Genomic DNA, 17,778 nt, shown 5'->3' on the forward strand with positions numbered 1-17,778 from the left:
ATGCGGGTACGCGCGGCCCTGGGTCTGCTCGTGCTGCTCGGCTCCCTGGCCGCCTGTGGCTCCGGCGAGGACCGCTCGACGGCGGCCGGCGGTCCCGAGCTGGCGGCGACCCTGACCGCGCAGCCGGTCGTCACCGCCGAGCGGATCACCTGGACCTACACGCTGCGCAACGATGAGTCCGCGCCGATCGCCGTCTTCAACGGGGCGTGGGGCGACGACCCGCCGGACGCCGGCCCGGTCACCTGGGTGGTCGCGGGTCCGGACGACACGATCGAGGTCTCCCAGCGGGTGTTCGCGCCGCCGCCGGACGTCGGGCTGGCCCGCGACTTCATGCAGTACGGCACGGTCCTGCAGCCCGGCCGGACGCTGACCGGCACGGCGATGGCGAGCCGGCCGTTCCGGGTGAACCACCCGTACGAGTCGGTCTTCGATCCGCCGCTGGCACTGCCGCAGGACGCGTCGAAGGTGGTCTTCTGCGTGGGCATCGCCCGGGCGGCCGACGAGCCGGGCGAGCCGGCACCCACGCCGACCGGCCCGTCCCCGTCGCCGTCGTCGGCCGGGCCGCTGACCTACTACCGCCACTCCCAGAGCACCGTGGATCACGAACACCTGGTCTGCGCACCGTCGCTCAAAGTGACGTGAACTCAACCAAAAAATCTATGTCTGAGTTAGTAGACTTCCTCGCCGTCATCGGCTAACGTTCTTCTGGTCGAGAACGAAGCATCAATAAAGACGCAGACGGAAGTACCGCCCCGACTGGGCGGCGGAGCTGGACCGACACCGACCCGGCTCAGGTTTGACGCAAGAAAGCAAGGTAAGGCAGTACGGCAAGAGAGTTCGTCGCACGTGTGTGGGGCCATGAAGTCGCGTGGGGCTCCGGCACCGGCGGACAGCACGAGGCAAGTGACAGAGGAAGTCAGAGGAAAGGGAGGGTCTTACACCGTTGGATCGCCCGCCGCCGGCCGCATCATCGGGTCAGGCGCGGACACCGCAGTTTCCATCGAACGAGAGGTGGTCTCCGGTCACGCTTATGCGGTCCTCGCACCCGAATCCCTGGATCAGGGCTGGTGTGGATACGACAACCGACGTTTCTGTCGGCAGATGGTGTATTTAGTCCCATAACCCTTGGGCCCCGGCGCTTCCACAGCGCCGGGGCCCTCGTTCTGGAGGTCAGATGGCTCAACCCGACGACATGCTCGACGACGACGACTACCCGGCCTACACCATGGGCCGCGCCGCGGAGATCATCGGCTGCTCACCGGATTTCCTGCGCCGGCTCGGCGACGCGAAACTGATCGACCCGTTCCGGTCCGGGGGCGGCCACCGCCGCTACTCCCGCTACCAGATCCGGCTCGCCGCCCGCGCCCGCGAGTTGTGCGATCAGGGCACCGACATGCACTCGGCCTGCCGCATCATCATCCTCGAGGACCAGCTCGAGGAAGCGCTCCGGCAGAACCAGGAACGCCGCGACTGAACCCAACGCCGCATGCCCGGGATGTCGATGGCTCGGGCCGTGCGATGGTCAGACCGGCATGCGCTGCAACGGGTGGGAGTGGACCCGGTCGAACGTCGTGAGCCACCGGATCTGCTCCTGCGGTGGCACCCCGCACCCGCGCAGGAAGGCCACCAGAGTGTCGCGGCGCGGTGCGCCGGTCCCGGTGGTGAGGTTGTAGACCGTGGCGCGGGAGATCGGGGTGCCGGCGTCTCGGCTGCGCTTGGCGACGCTGTCGACGGACCGCCTGCGCGCCCTCATCAGAGCCTGCAAGCGCGAGGCGAACTCGGCCGAGGTGGCTGCGCCGGTCGGTTCCGGCGGCACCGGGATCGTGTTGTCGGAGCCCATCGCACTCGCCCTCATCGTCGTCACTTCGGCGCCGCAGCATCCAAGAAGCAAACGTTGAGGTACCGGTGGCCGCGAAACAAGAACGCACCCGCGTACCAATCACGGGGTTGGCAGTTCCACCGTCACGCGGAGGCCGCCGGCCGGCCGGGGAGTGAGGGTGAGAGTGCCGTCGTGCGCCTGCGTGATGCGCTTGACGATGGCCAGCCCTAGGCCCACGCCGGCGTGATCGGTGCGGATCCGGCTGCTGCCCCGCTGGAACGGTTCGCCCAGCGTGGCGACCAGCTGCGGGGTGAGCCGCTCGCCGGTGTTCTCGACGGTCAGCACCACGCTCTTGGCGCCGGCCCCGGTGGTGACCCAGACGGTGCCCCGCTCGGGCAGGTTGTGCACGATCGCGTTGTGCACGAGGTTCGTGGTCAGCTGCAGCAGCAGGGTGGGTGAGCCGACGGCCGGGCTGATCTCGCCGGACGTCTCGATCGTGACGTCGTGCTTCTCGGCCAGGAAGAGCAGCGTTTCGGCGGCCTCTTCGGCGATCAGGGACAGGTCGACGTGCTCCGGCACGAAGGACCGCTGGTCGGCGCGACTGAGCAGGAGCAACGCCTCGGTCAGCTCGATCGCACGAGTGTTGACGGCGCGCAGGCGATCGTGGAGCTGGTTCTCCTCATTGCGGACGGCGTCCAGCAGGGTCTGGGTGATCGCCAGTGGGGTGCGCAGCTCGTGCGAGGCGTTGGCCGCGAACCGCTGCTGTTCGGCGACCTGCGCCTCGAGCCGGGCGAGCATGGCGTCGAAGCTGTCGGCCAGTTCGCGGAACTCGTCGCGGCGGCCCTCCAGCTCGATCCGGTGCGAGAGCGACCCGTTCGTGGCCCTGCGGGTGGCGTCGGTGATCCGGTGCAGCGGGGCGAGCATCCGACCGGCCAGGATCCATCCGCCCAGCAGGCCGAACACCAGCAGGAACGCCAACGCCTGGCCGGCCCGTGGGGCGAACGCGTCCTGCAGGTCCTGGCGGGTCGGGCTCATCATCCCGGGACGGCCGGGTCCCCAACCCGGGGGTGGGTCGGGCACGTAGCGCAGGAGGAACACCCACACGGTGGCGAGGAGCAGACCGCCCGCGAGCATGAGGAACCCGGCGTAGCTGAGGGTGAGTTTGAGGCGGACGCTGAGACCAGGCTGCCTATCCACGGTCGTTCTCCGACTCGATGCGGTAGCCGACGCCGGCCACGGTGGCGATGATCCCCGGTTCGCCGAGGCGTTTGCGCAGGCCCGAGACCGTGATGCGGACCGCGTTGGTGAAGGGGTCGGCATTCTCGTCCCAGGCCTGCGCCAGCAACTCCTCGGCGCTGACCACGCCGCCTTCGGCAGCGACGAGCACCTCCAGCACCGCGAACTGCTTGCGGGTCAGCGGAACGTAACGGCCGCCGCGGAAGACTTCGCGGCGGAACGGATCCAGCCGCAGACCCGCGATCTCCCGTACGGGTGGCCGGTTGTGCGCGCGCCGGCGGTCGAGCGCCCGGAGCCGGAGCACGAGCTCCTGCAGCTCGAACGGCTTGGTGAGGTAGTCGTCGGCGCCGAGCCCGAAGCCGGACGCCTTGTCGTCGAGCCGGTCGGCGGCCGTCAGCATCAGGATCGGCATGCCGCTGCCGGAGGCGACGATGCGTTCGGCGATCTGGTCACCGCTGGGCCCGGGGACGTCGCGGTCGAGGACGGCGATGTCGTAGGCGTTGACGCTCAGCAACCCCAGAGCCGTGTCGCCGTCGCCCGCGATGTCCGCCGCGATGGCTTCCAGGCGCAGGCCATCGCGGATGGCTTCGGCCATGAAGGGCTCGTCTTCGACGAGCAGCACACGCACCGCCCGATCGTACGAGCCGGCGCATATCGCGGGTGTATGGAAAAGCGCATACGGGCCGGCAACACGCCATTGCCTTGACTGGCGCCCATGAGTCGAAAGCTACTGGTCGTCCTGGCCGTCGTCGCGCTGCTGGGCGCGGGCTGTTCGAACGGATCCGCGGAGAACGGCAGCGGCACCGCCACCACCGGCGGCGACGGTGCGCAGAGCACCGCCGACCGGGACAAGGCGGTGAAGTTCGCCGAGTGCATCCGGACCCACGGCGTCCCCGACTTCCCGGACCCGAACGCGGAGGGCGACTACGAGTTCGGGGTCAACGTGACCCCCGAGGTGTGGACGAAGGCCGTCAACGCCTGCAAGGACCTGCAACCACCGGGCACGTTGCAATCGGAGCGAAGCCCCGAGCAGCAGGCGGCGGCCCTCGAGTTCGCCAAGTGCATCCGCGCCAACGGCGTGCCGGACTTCCCCGATCCGGTGAACGGTGAGCCCATCGTGAACACGGAGAAGATCCCGTCCTCCAACCGGAAGGGTGGGATGGATGTTCTGAACGCCGCGATGGAGAAGTGCGGTGACGCCTTGTCGGCGGCGGCGGGCGGCGGGAAGTGAGGCGGACAATCTGGGCGGCCGTCGGAACGGCCGCCCTGGTCACCCTGGTCGCGGTAATCGCGGTGATCGCGTCCGGCACCGGGCAACCGCGCCCGGCCGCGCAGGATTCGCCGGCGAACACTGTCAAGATCGAGAAAGGGGCGCTCTCGTCCAGGGTCTCCCTGGACGGGATCCTGACCTATCGCGCGCGCTCCGACGGCTCGCCCTACCCGGTGATGAACCAGGCCGGCGGGATCTACACCGCGTTGCCTGACGAGGGCGACAAGGTCGGCTGCGGTGACGTGTTCTACCGGGTGGACAACGACCCGGTGCTGCTGCTGTGCGGCGCGATCCCGGCCTATCGCGACCTGCGCCGCGGCGACCGGGGCAGCGACGTCCGCCAGCTCAATGCCAACCTGCGCCGGATCGGCCACGAGGCCGTCGATCCGACCGATGCCGACTTCACCCGCGGGACCGAGCGGGCCCTGAAGGATCTCCAGGACGACAAGGGCATCGCCGAGACCGGCCGGCTCGACGTCGACGACGCGGTCTTCCTGCCCGAGCCGGTGCGGATCGCCAAGGTGACCGGCCGGCTCGGCGGATTCGCCCAGCCCGGTGGGCAGGTCGCCCAGGCCACCTCCGACACGCTCGAGGTGCAGGTCGAGCTCGACGCGTCACAGCAGGCCGCGGTGCATGCGGGCGATCGGGCCGAGATCACGCTGCCCGGCATGCAGGCGGTGACCGGCCGGGTGACCCGGCTCGGCAAGGTCGCCCGCAGCCCGGCCGGGCAGGACGCCGACGCCGGAACGGCGACCATCCCGGCGTACCTCAGTTTGGAAAAGCCGGAACAGGCCCGCGGCCTGGACCAGGCGCCGGTCCAGGTGGAGATCGCGACCAAGGGCGTGGAGAGCGTCCTGAGCGTCCCGGTGCTCGCGCTCGTCGGCAAGTCCGGCGACGGGTTCGCGGTCGAGATCGTGCGCGACGGCGGGGCCCGTGAGCTGGTCGCCGTGCGGCTCGGCATGTTCGACACCGTCGGCGGCCGGGTGCAGGTCGAGGGCGATCTGCACGAGGGCGATCACGTGGTGGTGCCGGCCTCATGACGGTCCTGGAATTGAATGCGGTCACCAAGGCCTATGGGGAAGTGCACGCCCTCGGCGGGGTGTCCTTCGCCGTGCGGCCCGGTGAGCTGGTGGCGATCGTCGGCCCTTCCGGGTCGGGCAAGTCGACGCTGCTTCATGTGATGGGGACGTTGGAGAGGCCCAGCACCGGCGTGGTCCGGATCGACGGGGTCGACGCGGCGCGGCTGAGCGACCGTGACCTGTCGCGGCTGCGGGCCCGGCGGATCGGGTTCGTCTTCCAGCAGTTCTTCCTGGCCGAACACGCCACGGTGCGGGAGAACGTCGCGGACGGGCTGCTCTATGCCGGGGTGCCCGCCGCCGAACGGCGCCGGCGCGCGGACGAGGCGCTCGAACGGGTCGGCCTCTCCGGCCGCGCGCACTTCAAGCCCACCAAGATCTCCGGAGGGGAGCGGCAGCGGGTCGCGATCGCCCGGGCTCTCGTCGGACGGCCGGCGATCGTCCTCGCCGACGAACCGACCGGCAACCTGGACAGCGCGACCGGCGCATCGATCATGGCGCTGATCCGCGAACTCAACGCCGGCGGCGCCACCATCCTCATGATCACGCACGACGCGGGTCTCGCCGATCAGCTGCCACGCCGGATCCGGATGCTGGACGGGCACGTGGTCTCCGACATCGGCGGGCAGCCATGAGCGCCCCGGGCGGACGGCTCGGGCTCGAGGACGGGCTGCGGGTGGCGAGTGTCGGGCTGCGCGCCCGGCCGACCCGGGCCGCGCTGTCCGCGCTCGGAATCGCGATCGGCACGGCGGCGATCGTCGGGGTCCTCGGACTGTCCGCGTCCTCGCAGGCCGGTCTGCTCGCGGAGATCGACCAACTCGGCACCAACATGCTGACCGCCGAGGCCGGGCACAGTCTCACCGGCGGCGACGCGACGCTGCCGCTGGAAGCGACCGGGCGGATCACCCACCTGGCCGACGTGCAGCAGCTGGCACACACCGGTCTGATGAAGGACGAGCGGGTCTACCGGAACTCGATGGTGCCGGAGGCCAACAGCGGCGGCCTCCAGGTGCGGGCCACCAGCCTGAACCTGCCGTCCGTGCTGAACAGCGGCATGGCCGGCGGCAACTGGCTCAACGAGGGCACCGCCCGGGTGCCGGTCGCGGTGCTCGGCTCGGCGGCCGCCCGCCGGCTGGGCATCGACCGGATCCATCCCGATCAGCGGATCTGGCTGGGCGGCCAGTGGTTCACCGTGGCCGGCATCATGCGGCCCGCGCCGCTGGCGCCCGACATCGACAACAGCGCCCTGGTCGGCTATCCGGCCGCCCAGGCGTACCTCGGGTATGTCAGCGTGGTCCGCGGTGAGCCGGAAGCCGGCCCACCCAGCTCGATCTATGTGCGCGCCGACATCGACCACGTCGTGTCGGTGCAGTCGCTGCTCGCGCGGACCGCCAACCCGCGGGCGCCGAGCGAGGTGAATGTCAGCCAGCCGTCCGACGCGCTCACCGCCCGTGCCGCAGCGGCGGGCGCGTTCGACAGCCTCTTTCTCGGGCTCGGCGTGGTGGCGCTGATCGTGGGCGCCGTCGGGGTCGCCAACATCATGATCATTTCGGTGCTGGAACGCCGGTCGGAGATCGGACTGCGGCGCGCCCTCGGTGCGACGAAGAGCCAGATCCGGACCCAGTTCCTCGGTGAGTCGATCCTGCTCGCGGTGATCGGCGGCGTGGTCGGCGTGCTGGCCGGGGCGGCGGCGACGGCGGTTTACGCCGGTTCCAAGAACTGGGCCGTCGTGATCCCGGTCGAGGCGTGGTCGGGCGGCATCGCGTCGGCCGTCCTGATCGGCGCGTTCGCCGGCCTGATGCCGGCCGTCCGGGCGTCCCGGCTGTCGCCCACCGAGGCGTTGCGAACGGCCTAGCGGAGCCCGTCGGCTGACGTGCCGCAAAGACCGGGGCTGGCACGGATGCCCGGGCGGGCGCCTCGGGGCGAGGCTTCCGGAGTTCCCGTTGTCACAGGAGGTCTGTCATGGCGCTCATCCTGCTCGTACTCGCCCCGCTGCCGCTCGGCTACTTCGTGCGCAGCCGAACTGCCGCGTTCGTCGCCTTCATCGCGATCCACGGCTTCGTCTTCACCGCCCAGACGCTGAGCCTGATCCTCGAGTGGGTCGGCGGATCCCCCGAGGCGTTCGGTCCCTATCCGGACGCCAGCCAGGCCAACGTGTTCGCCTACCTGATCGTCAATCTGATCATCTTTGGGGTCAGCCTCGGCCTGGTCCACCTCGGCAGCCGGCTGTCGGCTCGCCGCCGCACCCGCCGCGCCGTCGACCTCGAGCCGGTCAGCTGACGCCGGTCGCGGCTTCGACCTCCGGGCGCAGGGCGCGGACGGCGGCGAACCAGTCCTGGCCGGGTGGATAGTCACCCCTGGGCACCGTGGCGCGGCATCGGGCGGCCAGGCCGGGTGACGTGCCGTCGAGCCGGTCGGCGACCCCGTCCAGCAGGTTGGCCGCGCGCTGCAGGTGCCGCAGGTCGAGCGGGCCGGCGACCGTCCGCCACTCGGTGACCAGCGCCGCCTCGACCTCGGCGGCGTCGAGCAGGGCCAGGGCCGCCTCGGTGTCGGAGTGCGTGAGGTCGGCGGCCAGGTGCCAGGCGGTGGCGCCGAATCCGGCCAGCGTCGGGGTGCTCAACCAGGTGGTGCCCCGGCTGTGCCGGTTGTTCCACAGGTCGGTGCCGGGCCGCGCGTAGGGCCGATAGAGCTGCACGGCCGAGAGTCGCGCGTCGCGGGCCTCCGGCGGGCTGTCGATCAGTCCGGCGGATAGCAGGTTGGCATAGCGTTCCAGCGCCCGGGCCAGGCTGGTGACGTCGAGCTCGCGCTCGGTGCCCAGGTGCTGCCGGTAGTCGGCGAGGGCGGTGTCGGCGTGGGTGCGGGCTTCGGCCCGCCGGCCGAGTTGAGCGAGCAGTTCGGCCAGGTTGAGCCGGATCGATGCGACCAGGGTGGGATATTGCTGGTCGCGCTGCGCGTACACCTCGATCGCCTGCGCGGCGTCGTCCGCGCCGCCGGCGCACAGCTGTCGCAGGTTGGCCGGTCCATTGTGGCCGGCCGTCCCGACCAGCACGGTGCGGATCTCCGCGCGGTTGCGGCACGCGTCCGCATAGGCCTCGGCGAACTCCGGGTTTCCACTGCGGAGCCGGCTCGCGGCCGCGACGGCTCGATCGGCGGCCGCGTGCGCCTCGTCCAGGTAACCGTCGAGATAGAGGGTGGCGGCCTGTTCCGAGTAGACGTCGTATTCATGAGCCAGCTCGTCGGACGCCATGCGATCGAGGATATCGAGGGTCGTCGGTACGGATCGCGCTGCGCCTGCCGCCGCCGGCGCCGGGTCAGCGGCCCTTCGCGCCGTCGATCTGTTCCCGGATGATGTCGGCGTGACCGGCGTGCCGGCCGGTCTCCTCGATCATGTGCACCAGCAGCCACCGCATCGACGGCGCCGCGCCGGGTCGCGCCGGCCCGGTCAGGTCGCCGCAGGCTTCGATCACCTTGTTCGCCTCGGCGATCGCCTCCCGGTAGCCGGCGAGCAATCCTTCGGCCGTCTCCTTGGCGGTCGGCTTGAAGGTCCGCGGCCAGCTGCGGACCTCGTCACCGAGGAAGTAGTGCCGCTCGACGTGGGTGAGGTGTTTGATCAGCCCGAGCAGGCTGGTGCCGGATGGCACGCCGGGCGTTCGGACCTGCGGTTCCGGCACACCGGTCGCCTTCACGGCGATCGCGTCGCGCAGGTAGTCCAAGAATCCGACCAGCGTCGCCTTTTCGTCGCCCGAGATCCCGGGCGGCCTGTGATCGGTCATTCCAGGACCCTAATCCGATCAGTTTCGCGGCCGGTCACCGTCTCAACAATCATGAGAGACACAGAGCCACAGACGGCGGACGGCAAGGTCCTCTGGCACTTCTCCATGTCGCTGGACGGATTCGTGGCCGGACCGGGCGACGACATGGGCTGGATGGCGGGAGTGACGAACCGGCCGGGCCTGATCGAGGAATACACCTCGACGACCGGCGCGGTGCTCGGCGGCCGGCGCGGCTGGGACGCGTTCCCCGATGCCGGCAACCTCTATGGCGGCGCCTGGGACGGGCCGGTCTTCGTGCTCACCCACCACCCCGAGGACGCCGAGCCCGCCGACCGGGTGACGTTCCTCAGTTGCGGCCTCGCCGAGGCGGTGGAGATCGCGCTGGCCGCGGCCGGTGGCAAGAACCTCGAGGTGCTCTCGCCGACGATCGGCGCTCAGCTCCTCGATCTGGGCCTGATCGACGAGATCGACCTGCACATCGTGCCGGTCCTGCTCGGCGACGGCGTCCGGCTGTTCGACAACCCCGGCGGCCACCCGATCAACCTGCGACAGACGGGTGACGGCGATCCCCGGCCGGAGATCAACGTCCGCTTCCAGCCGGAGAAGGCAGCGAAGCCGGAGCAGGCAGCGAAGCCGGAGAAGGCCGAGAGGGTCAGCGGAACGGGATAGCCACGTCGCAGATGAGGGCGTCCGGATCCGCCGCATCGGGGTCGGCGCCATATCCGTAGACCTCGCGCGGTGGGGCCGCGACGGTGTGGCCGTGCTCACGCACCCAGCGGCGAGCGGTGTCGTACACCGAGAGGATCTGCGGTGGCTCCCAATGCCCCTTGATCACCTGGACGTAGGCCTCCCGATGGGCCGGCTCCGAGCGAAAGGCGGGACCGGCCGCGGACGTGCGGACCGGCACGCACACCTCGACCGGCCCGTCCGCGTCCTCGGTGACCTCGCCGTGGAACACCACGAAGCGTGGCCCGGCCGGTCCGCCCGAGCGATCCGCCAGAGCGGTGAGCCGTTCGGTGGCCTCGCGGATCCAGTGCAGGTCGGCGGCGGTGACATAGCGCATCTCACTGACCACGTGCTGCTCCGGCACGTCGCGCACGGAGACCGGCCAGGCGTCGTCCGCCGCTGGGGTCTCCGCGGCCAGGCTGCGGACCAGGCGGTCGGCGAGCTCGCGCTGGGCGGCCAGCCGGCGTTCCACCCCGGTCCAGTAACCGGCGAGCCGGTCGGCCGCGTCCGGGCCGGGTGCGCCGACGATCTCGGCGATCTCGTTCAGCGGCATGTCGAGGCGGCGCAGCAGGGCGATCAGCCGGCCCGCGTAGAGCTGGCGGCTCGCGTAACTCCGATAGCCGGTGTCGGCATGCACCTCGGCGGGCCGCAGCAGGCCGAGCCGGTCGTAGAGGCGCAGGGCCCGCAGTGACAGACCCGTGCGGCGGGCGAACTCGCCGATGGTCAGCAGCCCGGGCCCGCCGTGCATCAGGTCACCGGGAACGCGACGTCGAAGACCTCGTCCTCCGGCGCGGCGGATCCGAAGTCGGTCCAGTAGGTCTCCCGGGGCGCGCGGGCCACGGCCATGCCTTTCGCACTGATCCACTTCTCCACGGCCTCGTAGACGCCACCCAGCTCACCGCTGGTGACCTGCGACTTCGTCACCCTGGCGTACGCCTCGCGGTGTGCCTCGACGGCCCGGTCGCCACCGGCCGCGACCGTCGCGCAGACCTCGACCGGCGTCGGCCCCTCGTTCGGATTGCCCTCGTAGATCGTCACGAACACCGGCTCGTCGGCGCCGGGCCGATCCAGGAACGGCCAGTCCGTGGTGCCGAGCAGTCCACCGGCGGCCCGCGCGCGTTCCGCCACCCGGGCCATCGCACCGGGCAGCCAGGCCTCCAACTCGGCCTGATCGACACTGCGCGTCTCCGACACCACGCGCTGCTCCGGCACGTCGCGCAACCGAACCTCAACCATGATCGCCTCCCGTTCGCTGACCGGGCGCCCGCCCGTCCGGAGCCAGCTTGCAGTCTCTCCCAACGTCAAGGTCAAGACCGGCGCCGCCGCCACCATCCGAGGAAACCGCCCGCGAGCAGGATGACCGACACGCCGAGCCCGACCGCCAGGCTGGGGAACGACGACGGCGCGGCGGTCGCGGCGGGAACGACGAGAGCCGGGTCCGCGACGGTGAACGCGTACGACCCCTGCACGGTGTGCCCGTCCGCCGACACCACGCGATAGGCGACCAGATAGGCGCCGTTACCCAACGCCTCGCCGAGCGACACCGAACCGGTCGCGGCATCCACCACCGGTTCGGTCGCCGGGATGCGCCGGCGGTCGGCGTCGCTGACCACGATCGTGGCGAAGCCGGGCCGCAGCCGCTCGGTGAACTTCAGCGTCACCGAGGTGGGCGCCGCGGCCAGCGTGGCGTCCTCGGCCGGCTGCGCCGAGACCAGCTGCGCGTGCGCCCAGGCCGGCGTGCCGGGCAGCAGCACGACCACCAGCACCGCGGCCAGGGCGATCACGGTCCGTCTCATGCCAGCGCCTGCTCGCCGATCCAGCCGCCGGCCGCGCAGCCGGGCGGGATCGCGAAGACCGCGGAGCCGATCGGGGTGATCCATTCGTTCAGCAGGTCCTTGTCCGCGAGGCGTTGCTGGATGGGGATGTACTGCCGCGCGATGTCACGCTGGAAGGCCGCGAAGATCAGGCCGGCGTCCGGGTGCCCGGCCGCGTCCGGCGCGCCGTCGTAGTTGTACGGGCGCCGCAGGATCTTCAGCTCCGGGTCGGTCACATGCGCCCGGGTGACGTGCGCGAAGTCCGGCATGGCCGGTAACCCGGACGCGTCGACCGCGGTGAAGTCGGGCTCGTCGTGCTCGAGCCGGCCGCTCATCGGCGCGCCGCTGGTCAACCGGCGGCCGACCGCGCTCTCCTTGTCCGGCACGGAGAGCAGGTCCCACTTCTCGATCTCCGCGCGGATCCGGCGCACCACGGCCGTGGTGGAGCCGTCCGGGTTCCACACCGCCGCGTCCAGCACCTCACCGCGCGGGTTGGCGGTGCCGTCGAGCTGGCCGAGCACGTTGCGCTGGGTGTGCTCCGGCGCCTGCACGCCGGGGCTGCGCCGGAAGCCCTGCTGCACCCAGCGGATCGCCCCGAACGGCCGGGCGTCCTTGATCAGCATCCGCTGGGTGTGCGCCACCGTGAGTGGGTCGTCGGCGCAGATCTGCAGCAGCAGGTCGCCGCCGGACCAGCGGTTCTCCAGCCGGTCGATGCCGAAGGCCGGCAGGTCGGCGATCGGGGCTCGCAGGCCGGCCGCCCGATAGAGGCCGGGCCCGAACCCGAAGGTGACGGTCAGCCGGGCGGGCAGCACGGCCAGGTCCGGTTCGGTGTCGCCGAGTGCCGGCGTGCCCTGGGTGAGCCGGGTCGCGTCGTCGGTCAGCAGCCGCATCATCCGGCCCAGGCCGCGGCGGTCGACGCCGCGGGCCAGGGTGAGGGCGACGAACGACGCGTGGGCGGGCGGGTCCTGGGTCACGCCGGCCTGACGTGGGCCGTGGAACGGGACGGTGGCTTCACCCGTACCGGTCTGGGGGAGCGCCGCGACCGGGACCGGCGTCTCTGGGCTGGTGGAAGCCATCACCGTGGCCCCCGCCACCGCACCCAGACCGGCCGCCGCGGCGCCGCCGGCGAGCAAGCCGCGCCGAGTGGTCATGAAGCCGCGGGGACCGGCATCGACATGCCGGGGTCGTAGCTCTCCCCGGCGCCGGCGAACGGCTTGGCAATGGCCTGGAACGGCACCGTCGCGCCGCCGGCCAGCTGAAGCGTGAACTGCAGCTCGTCGCCGGCCTCGATCGCGGCGGCCGGGCTCATCAGCATCAGGTGATCGCCGCCGGGTGCCAGCTCGTGTGTGCTCTTCGCCTTGATCACGAAGCCGCCCTGCTTGGGCCGCATGACCATCTTGCCGTCCTTCATCGTCATCTCGTGCAGTTCCATGGGTGACGCCGGCGATGTCACGCCGGTCACCGTGATGTCCGCATCGGTGTCGTTGACCAGCACCCCGAACGCGGCCGTCATGGTGCCCGCGGCGGAGGCCTTGACCCACGGGTTCATCACGGTCAGCGTCGCGGCGGCCGTGCTCGCGGGCGGGGTGGTGGCGGTCGCGCCGTTGTCCGCGCACCCGGCGAGACCGAGAGTGACCAGGCTGATCGCCGCGACGATGGAGGTGAGGCTCTTTCGCATGAATGTCCGTCCCGTTGTGAGGTCTGCGGTGCGTTGGTCGCGATCCGGTCCGGTGCGGTTCCCGGGACGGACGCACTTTCCCGCGCCGCGGGCCCGCCACAGTGGACCCTTGACAGGCAGGCACAATGGGGACGAGACGAGTCGGTCCTGGTGGAGGGAGCTTCATGTATCCCGGCGGCGGCCCGCAGGACGATCCGAGCCAGCAGCCGGAATATCAGCCGCCGCAGGATCCCTACCGACCGGATCCGACCTCGGGGCAGCCCGTCTACCCGCCTCCTCAGCAGCAGTTCTACCCGCCTCCGCCGCCGCCGCAGCAGCAGCAGCAGTTTTACCCACCGCCGCAGAACTATGGGCCGCCCCCGCAGGGTTATCCGGGCTACCCGGTGCAGCAGCCCTATCCGCCGCAGCCGGCCAAGTCCGGCCAGGGGCCTCTCGTGCTCGCGGTGGTCGGGGTGGCGATCTTCGCGATGGTGGCGATCGTCGGGGTGGCCGCCTGGGTCTACACCCACCAGGACCGGCCGGACCCGAACCCGGCGGCCACCTCGTCGGCGCCCGGGCCGGCGCCGGTGCTTCCGGCCGGGCCGGCCGATCCCGAGGACGGCCTCGAGGTCGGCTCCGGACCGGTGCGGGTCGACGTCTTCGTGGATTACCAGTGCCCGCCGTGCAGCACGTTCGAGGCGTCCACCGGCGACGTGCTGGCGGACTACATCGCGTCGAAGCGGGTCACGCTGAGCATCCACCCGGTCGCGTTCATCGACGAGCGGTCGAAGAACCAGTATGCGACCCGGGCCGCCGCGGCCATGGCCTGCGCCCACGAGCAGGGCCTGACCGCGCAGTTCCACAGCTATCTGCTGCGCAACCAGCCGCCGGAGGACACCGCCGGACCGACCGACGACAACCTCATCGTGGCGGGCACCGCGCTCGGCGCCGGGCAGGGCTTCGCGCGCTGCGTCTCCGGCGGCGAGCGACTCGACTGGGTGAAACAGGCGACCACCGCCGCCAACGACTACGGCGTCGATTCCGTGCCGGCGGTCTATGTCAACGACGACGAGGTGGACGCGACCAAGTCCGACCTGGTGACCGCGATCGACACCGCGCGCTAGCGCTCACTCGGGACGCGCGTCGCCGGCGCGCCAGCCGGCCGGGTCGACGCCGCCGGGCACGGGCGCCGCCGGATCGTACGGCTGCCGGGTGAAGACGAAGGTGCCGAAGTCCAGGTGGGTGACCGCGCCGGCGTCGTCGCGCACCGGAGTGAGGACCTCGCCGGCGAAGTAGCCGCTGAGCCCGGTCCACCGCCCGCCGCCGGACGGGCGCAGCTGGCCGCCGCGGCCGGGCCCGGACAGCGAGGCGAAGTCCAGGCCACCGTCGGATCGCGGCCGGATGACGTGCGGCGCGGGTCCCCAGTACCAGAGCCCGGCCAGCTCCAGCACGTCCGGGGCGACCGAGGTCAGCGGGGTCCACGCCGCCGGAATTCGCGGCTCCCGGTCGGCGACCGTGGCGACCAGGTCGGCGGCCAGCGTGCCGACCGCGAGGCCGGAGGTGGTGTTGCTGAGCACCACGGCGCCCGCGTCGTCGTCGGCGCTCACCCACAGGGTGGCGACATAGCCCGGCACCGAGCCGGTGTGCCCGGAGAGCATCCGCCCGTCCCGGCGCACGAGTTGCATGCCGAATCCATAGCCGGAGTCCCAGTTCGTCGCCTCCGGCGGGCCGCTCGGGGTGCGCATCTCGGCCAGCCGCTCGTCGTCGCCCAGCAGGAAGGCGGCGAACCTGGCCAGGTCGTCGGCCGTCGACCAGAGCTGCCCGGCGGGCGCCATCTGCCCGAGATCGACGGCCGGCTCGGGCAGCAGCACGTCCGCCCAGGGGTGCACGGCCCAGCCCGCCGCGAACGGCGCGACCGGGTCCACGGTGGTGCGGGTCATCTCGAGCGGCGCCAGGATCTCGCGCTGCAGCACGTCCGCCCAGGAGTCGCCGCGTACTCGCTCGACCAGGGCGCCGAGCAGCGCGTACCCCGGGTTGGAGTAGTGGAACCGCCGGCCCGGCGGGTGCACCTGGAAGTCGCTGCCGAGCACGTCGGTCAGCTCGGGCCGCAGGTCGCCCGGGGTGCGCTCCCACCACGGTCCCGGCGGCTCGGCGGAGAGCCCGGCGGTGTGCGCCAGCAGGGCGCCGATCGTTGCCTGGCCGGCCTCCGTGCCCGGCAGGTGCTTGTCGAGCGGGTCGGCGAGTGCGACCTTCCCCTCGTCACGCAGGCGCAGCACCATCAGCGCCACGAAGGTCTTGGTGATCGAGCCGATCCGGTATTGCATGTCGCCACCGGGCACCGCACCATCCACAGTGCCCCACGCTTCCGTCCACACCGGATGACCGTCGCGCACCACCGCGGCGACGACCGAGGGCGCGCGCCCGTCCACCTGACCGGTGGCGAGGCGGTGGCGCAGCGCGCGCCGGGTCTCGGGAAGCAGGTCCATGCCGGCGAATCTAATTGATCGCCGCCGACCTCGTCCGGCCGAGGTGCGGTCGCCCGGCCGGCGCGGCGCTCGCGGTCCGGCACGTGGCGCGTCAGGCGGTGGTCGCCCGCCGGGCGGCGAGCAGATGATGGGAGATTGCGGACGCGAAGGTGCCGGGAGCGCCGAACGCGCGCTCCCGGCACCGGCCGATCCCTCGGTCAGCCTTCGCACTTCCAGATGTACGGGCCGGTGACGTCAGTGGGCGTGTTCGGGGCGTCGACATAGATCGACCCGATCACGACCCCATTGTCGGACAGGCCCATCGGCTCGGTCCGGTCGCCCTCGCGGACCGCCAGCTCGACCGTCGCATCGTCGCGGTGCACCGTGCCCTCGCTGACGATCCAGCCCTTGGCGTTGATCGCGTTCGCCGGCGCGTGGATGCCGAGGTCCGTCATCTCGCCGGTGCGCAGGTTCCAGCGGGCCGCCGTGCCGGACGGCCACAGGTTGCCGAGCGCCCAGTCACCCTGCGCCGACGTCATCGCGCCGTGCTGCCCGACCGGCTGCTGCAGCTCGCGCCGGCCGCCGGCCTGGCTCCAGGCGAACGCGGTCAGGTCGTCGACCTCGCTTCCGATGATCTGGGTGCCGACGATGGTGCCGTCGTCGGTGAAGCCGTCCGCCTGCGAGCCGGCCGGCAGCGGCAACTGCGTCGCCGTGGTCGATCCGGCCTTCCAGTGCAGGACGACGCTCTTCTCGGCGGACTCGCCCTTGCGGGTCCCGTCGGCGACGATGTCGCCGTTCGCATTGATCTTGGGCACGACTCGGAACTCCCACTCGCCGGGCGGCGCGGTGAGCTTCTCGGGCACGCCGCCGACATAGCGGACGACCGTGTCGTACTTCTTCCCGCCCGAGACGGCGACCACCACCCCGCTGGAGTTGACCGCGGACGCCCGGGTCGACCGGCCCACCATCGGCAGCACCTGCGGCCGGCCGTCGGTCCACAGCACCGGGGTCAGCTCGGACATGCCGGCCTTGGGGGCGGGCGGGTCCAGCTCCTTGCCGATGTGGTTGCCGATGACGTACTTGCCGCTCGGATCCACCACGGTGGCGTCGATGGTGCCGGTCATCCCGGCCGGGAACGGCAGCTTGGTCGAGGCGCACTGAACCGTCGTCTCGCGTGGCCCGGCCGCGTCGGTGCTGGGCCCGTTGTCCCGGACCACGAGCGTCGGCACCCCGACCAGCAGGCCGGTCGCCAGCGCCGCGCCGCAGCCCGCCTGCACCGCGCGCCGGCGGAAGTTCCGTCGCCGCCCGGCGTGCACCAGCTTGTCGGTGTCGAGCCGGGTGGGCGGCACGCTGACCGCGTCCAGCCGATCGCGCAGATCCTGCTCGTCGATCATGACGTTCCCCTCGCTTGCATCTGACGTTCCGCGCCCAGCGCCGCACGCAGGGCGACGAGCCCCCGTGCGCACTGGCTTTTGACGTTGCCGACCGAACACTCGAGGGCTTCCGCAGTCGCCTCGACCGAGAGGTCGTTGAGAAAACGCAGCACCACCACGGCACGCTGGCCCTTCGGCAGCGTTCGCAGGGCCGCGACCAGCTCGTCGCGCTCATCGATGCCGGTCTCCGCACCGGCGACCTTGGACGCCTCCGGTGGCAGCTCGCCGAGCTTCACCCGCGACCACGGCCGGCGTCGCTCGTCGATGTAACGCCGGACGAGGATGCGGTGCACGAACCCGTCGATGTTGTCCGCCGTCGCGGCTCGCTTCCAGTTCACGTAGAGCGCGGTGAGCGTGGCCTGGACGATGTCGTCGGCCCGGTGGGCGTCACCGCAGAGCATGTACGCCGTCCGGTGCAGCCGGCCCAACCGTCCGCTCACGTACTCCACGTACTCGCGTTCCTGTTCGGCCCGCATCAAGCTCCCTTCCCGAAGCAGCCTTCACGGGTC

Annotated in this window: 22 protein-coding genes; 9 read left to right on the forward strand and 13 right to left on the reverse strand. The window is 71.5% G+C overall.

Going from position 1 to position 17,778, the window contains the following annotated elements:
- Both ACZ6TI_RS06105 and ACZ6TI_RS06110 read left to right on the forward strand, forming a co-directional pair.
- Positions 1-642, forward strand: a complete 642-nt coding sequence (locus ACZ6TI_RS06105) for a hypothetical protein (protein WP_465343885.1) — start codon at positions 1-3, stop codon at positions 640-642.
- 532 nt (positions 643-1,174) lie between these two features.
- The gene (locus ACZ6TI_RS06110) at positions 1,175-1,474 is read left to right on the forward strand and encodes a MerR family transcriptional regulator (protein ID WP_465343886.1); all 300 of its coding nucleotides are present in this window, start codon (positions 1,175-1,177) and stop codon (positions 1,472-1,474) included.
- Between the two features lie 48 nt (positions 1,475-1,522).
- Here ACZ6TI_RS06110 and ACZ6TI_RS06115 read toward each other — a convergent pair whose 3' ends face one another.
- From ACZ6TI_RS06115 to ACZ6TI_RS06125, 3 genes are all read right to left on the reverse strand, one after another.
- Positions 1,523-1,855: a helix-turn-helix domain-containing protein gene (locus ACZ6TI_RS06115; RefSeq protein ID WP_465343887.1), complete on the reverse strand. Its 333-nt coding sequence runs from the start codon at positions 1,853-1,855 to the stop codon at positions 1,523-1,525.
- Positions 1,856-1,939: 84 nt separating this feature from the next.
- Positions 1,940-3,016: a sensor histidine kinase gene (locus ACZ6TI_RS06120; protein WP_465343888.1), complete on the reverse strand. Its 1,077-nt coding sequence runs from the start codon at positions 3,014-3,016 to the stop codon at positions 1,940-1,942.
- Positions 3,009-3,683 (reverse strand): response regulator transcription factor, encoded by a 675-nt coding sequence (locus tag ACZ6TI_RS06125; RefSeq protein ID WP_465343889.1) that lies wholly within the window; start codon positions 3,681-3,683, stop codon positions 3,009-3,011. The genes ACZ6TI_RS06120 and ACZ6TI_RS06125 overlap by 8 nt, the downstream gene beginning before the upstream one ends.
- An 87-nt stretch (positions 3,684-3,770) precedes the next feature.
- On the opposite strand from ACZ6TI_RS06125, the gene ACZ6TI_RS06130 reads away from it, so the two are divergent.
- The 5 genes from ACZ6TI_RS06130 (at position 3,771) to ACZ6TI_RS06150 (ending at position 7,681) form a co-directional block, all read left to right on the forward strand.
- Entirely contained in the window at positions 3,771-4,286 is a 516-nt protein-coding gene (locus ACZ6TI_RS06130) for a hypothetical protein (protein ID WP_465343890.1), read from the forward strand.
- On the forward strand, positions 4,283-5,365 hold the full coding sequence (locus ACZ6TI_RS06135) for an efflux RND transporter periplasmic adaptor subunit (protein WP_465343891.1): 1,083 nt from the start codon (positions 4,283-4,285) through the stop codon (positions 5,363-5,365). The genes ACZ6TI_RS06130 and ACZ6TI_RS06135 overlap by 4 nt, the downstream gene beginning before the upstream one ends.
- Positions 5,362-6,036, forward strand: coding sequence for an ABC transporter ATP-binding protein (locus ACZ6TI_RS06140; RefSeq protein ID WP_465343892.1), 675 nt, complete (start codon positions 5,362-5,364; stop codon positions 6,034-6,036). Before ACZ6TI_RS06135 ends, ACZ6TI_RS06140 begins: the two co-directional genes overlap by 4 nt.
- Positions 6,033-7,256: an ABC transporter permease gene (locus ACZ6TI_RS06145; RefSeq protein ID WP_465343893.1), complete on the forward strand. Its 1,224-nt coding sequence runs from the start codon at positions 6,033-6,035 to the stop codon at positions 7,254-7,256. Before ACZ6TI_RS06140 ends, ACZ6TI_RS06145 begins: the two co-directional genes overlap by 4 nt.
- A gap of 107 nt (positions 7,257-7,363) precedes the next feature.
- Complete coding sequence (locus ACZ6TI_RS06150) at positions 7,364-7,681, forward strand: hypothetical protein (RefSeq protein WP_465343894.1); 318 nt, start codon at positions 7,364-7,366, stop codon at positions 7,679-7,681.
- On the opposite strand, the gene ACZ6TI_RS06155 is transcribed toward ACZ6TI_RS06150, so the two are convergent.
- Positions 7,674-8,648, reverse strand: a complete 975-nt coding sequence (locus tag ACZ6TI_RS06155; RefSeq protein WP_465343895.1) for a tetratricopeptide repeat protein — start codon at positions 8,646-8,648, stop codon at positions 7,674-7,676. The genes ACZ6TI_RS06150 and ACZ6TI_RS06155 overlap by 8 nt on opposite strands.
- Positions 8,649-8,712: 64 nt before the next feature.
- On the reverse strand, positions 8,713-9,174 hold the full coding sequence (locus ACZ6TI_RS06160) for a DinB family protein (RefSeq protein ID WP_465343896.1): 462 nt from the start codon (positions 9,172-9,174) through the stop codon (positions 8,713-8,715).
- A 51-nt stretch (positions 9,175-9,225) separates the two neighbouring features.
- Between ACZ6TI_RS06160 and ACZ6TI_RS06165 the strand changes: the two genes are divergently transcribed.
- Positions 9,226-9,843, forward strand: coding sequence for a dihydrofolate reductase family protein (locus ACZ6TI_RS06165; RefSeq protein WP_465343897.1), 618 nt, complete (start codon positions 9,226-9,228; stop codon positions 9,841-9,843).
- Here ACZ6TI_RS06165 and ACZ6TI_RS06170 read toward each other — a convergent pair.
- The 5 genes from ACZ6TI_RS06170 to ACZ6TI_RS06190 all read right to left on the reverse strand — a co-directional run bounded on the left by ACZ6TI_RS06170 (position 9,827) and on the right by ACZ6TI_RS06190 (position 13,392).
- A complete protein-coding gene (locus ACZ6TI_RS06170) occupies positions 9,827-10,648 on the reverse strand; it encodes a MerR family transcriptional regulator (RefSeq protein ID WP_465343898.1) in 822 nt (273 codons plus the stop codon). The genes ACZ6TI_RS06165 and ACZ6TI_RS06170 overlap by 17 nt on opposite strands.
- A complete protein-coding gene (locus tag ACZ6TI_RS06175) occupies positions 10,648-11,136 on the reverse strand; it encodes a GyrI-like domain-containing protein (RefSeq protein ID WP_465343899.1) in 489 nt (162 codons plus the stop codon). The genes ACZ6TI_RS06170 and ACZ6TI_RS06175 overlap by 1 nt, the downstream gene beginning before the upstream one ends.
- 71 nt (positions 11,137-11,207) lie before the next feature.
- On the reverse strand, positions 11,208-11,696 hold the full coding sequence (locus ACZ6TI_RS06180) for a copper resistance CopC family protein (protein ID WP_465343900.1): 489 nt from the start codon (positions 11,694-11,696) through the stop codon (positions 11,208-11,210).
- Complete coding sequence (locus ACZ6TI_RS06185) at positions 11,693-12,865, reverse strand: Dyp-type peroxidase (RefSeq protein ID WP_465343901.1); 1,173 nt, start codon at positions 12,863-12,865, stop codon at positions 11,693-11,695. The genes ACZ6TI_RS06180 and ACZ6TI_RS06185 overlap by 4 nt, the downstream gene beginning before the upstream one ends.
- Entirely contained in the window at positions 12,862-13,392 is a 531-nt protein-coding gene (locus ACZ6TI_RS06190) for a copper chaperone PCu(A)C (RefSeq protein ID WP_465343902.1), read from the reverse strand. The genes ACZ6TI_RS06185 and ACZ6TI_RS06190 overlap by 4 nt, the downstream gene beginning before the upstream one ends.
- Before the next feature lie 164 nt (positions 13,393-13,556).
- Here ACZ6TI_RS06190 and ACZ6TI_RS06195 point away from each other — a divergent pair, with 164 nt between their 5' ends.
- Positions 13,557-14,495, forward strand: a complete 939-nt coding sequence (locus ACZ6TI_RS06195; RefSeq protein WP_465343903.1) for a DsbA family protein — start codon at positions 13,557-13,559, stop codon at positions 14,493-14,495.
- A 3-nt stretch (positions 14,496-14,498) separates the two neighbouring features.
- On the opposite strand, the gene ACZ6TI_RS06200 is transcribed toward ACZ6TI_RS06195, so the two are convergent.
- The 3 genes from ACZ6TI_RS06200 to ACZ6TI_RS06210 all read right to left on the reverse strand — a co-directional run bounded on the left by ACZ6TI_RS06200 (position 14,499) and on the right by ACZ6TI_RS06210 (position 17,745).
- Positions 14,499-15,857, reverse strand: coding sequence for a serine hydrolase domain-containing protein (locus ACZ6TI_RS06200; RefSeq protein ID WP_465343904.1), 1,359 nt, complete (start codon positions 15,855-15,857; stop codon positions 14,499-14,501).
- Positions 15,858-16,054: 197 nt separating this feature from the next.
- Positions 16,055-17,230, reverse strand: a complete 1,176-nt coding sequence (locus ACZ6TI_RS06205) for a hypothetical protein (protein WP_465343905.1) — start codon at positions 17,228-17,230, stop codon at positions 16,055-16,057.
- Positions 17,227-17,745, reverse strand: coding sequence for a SigE family RNA polymerase sigma factor (locus tag ACZ6TI_RS06210; protein WP_465343906.1), 519 nt, complete (start codon positions 17,743-17,745; stop codon positions 17,227-17,229). The genes ACZ6TI_RS06205 and ACZ6TI_RS06210 overlap by 4 nt, the downstream gene beginning before the upstream one ends.
- Between the last annotated feature and the right edge of the window lie 33 nt (positions 17,746-17,778).

Source organism: Actinoplanes sp. NPDC051388, assembly GCF_055586225.1.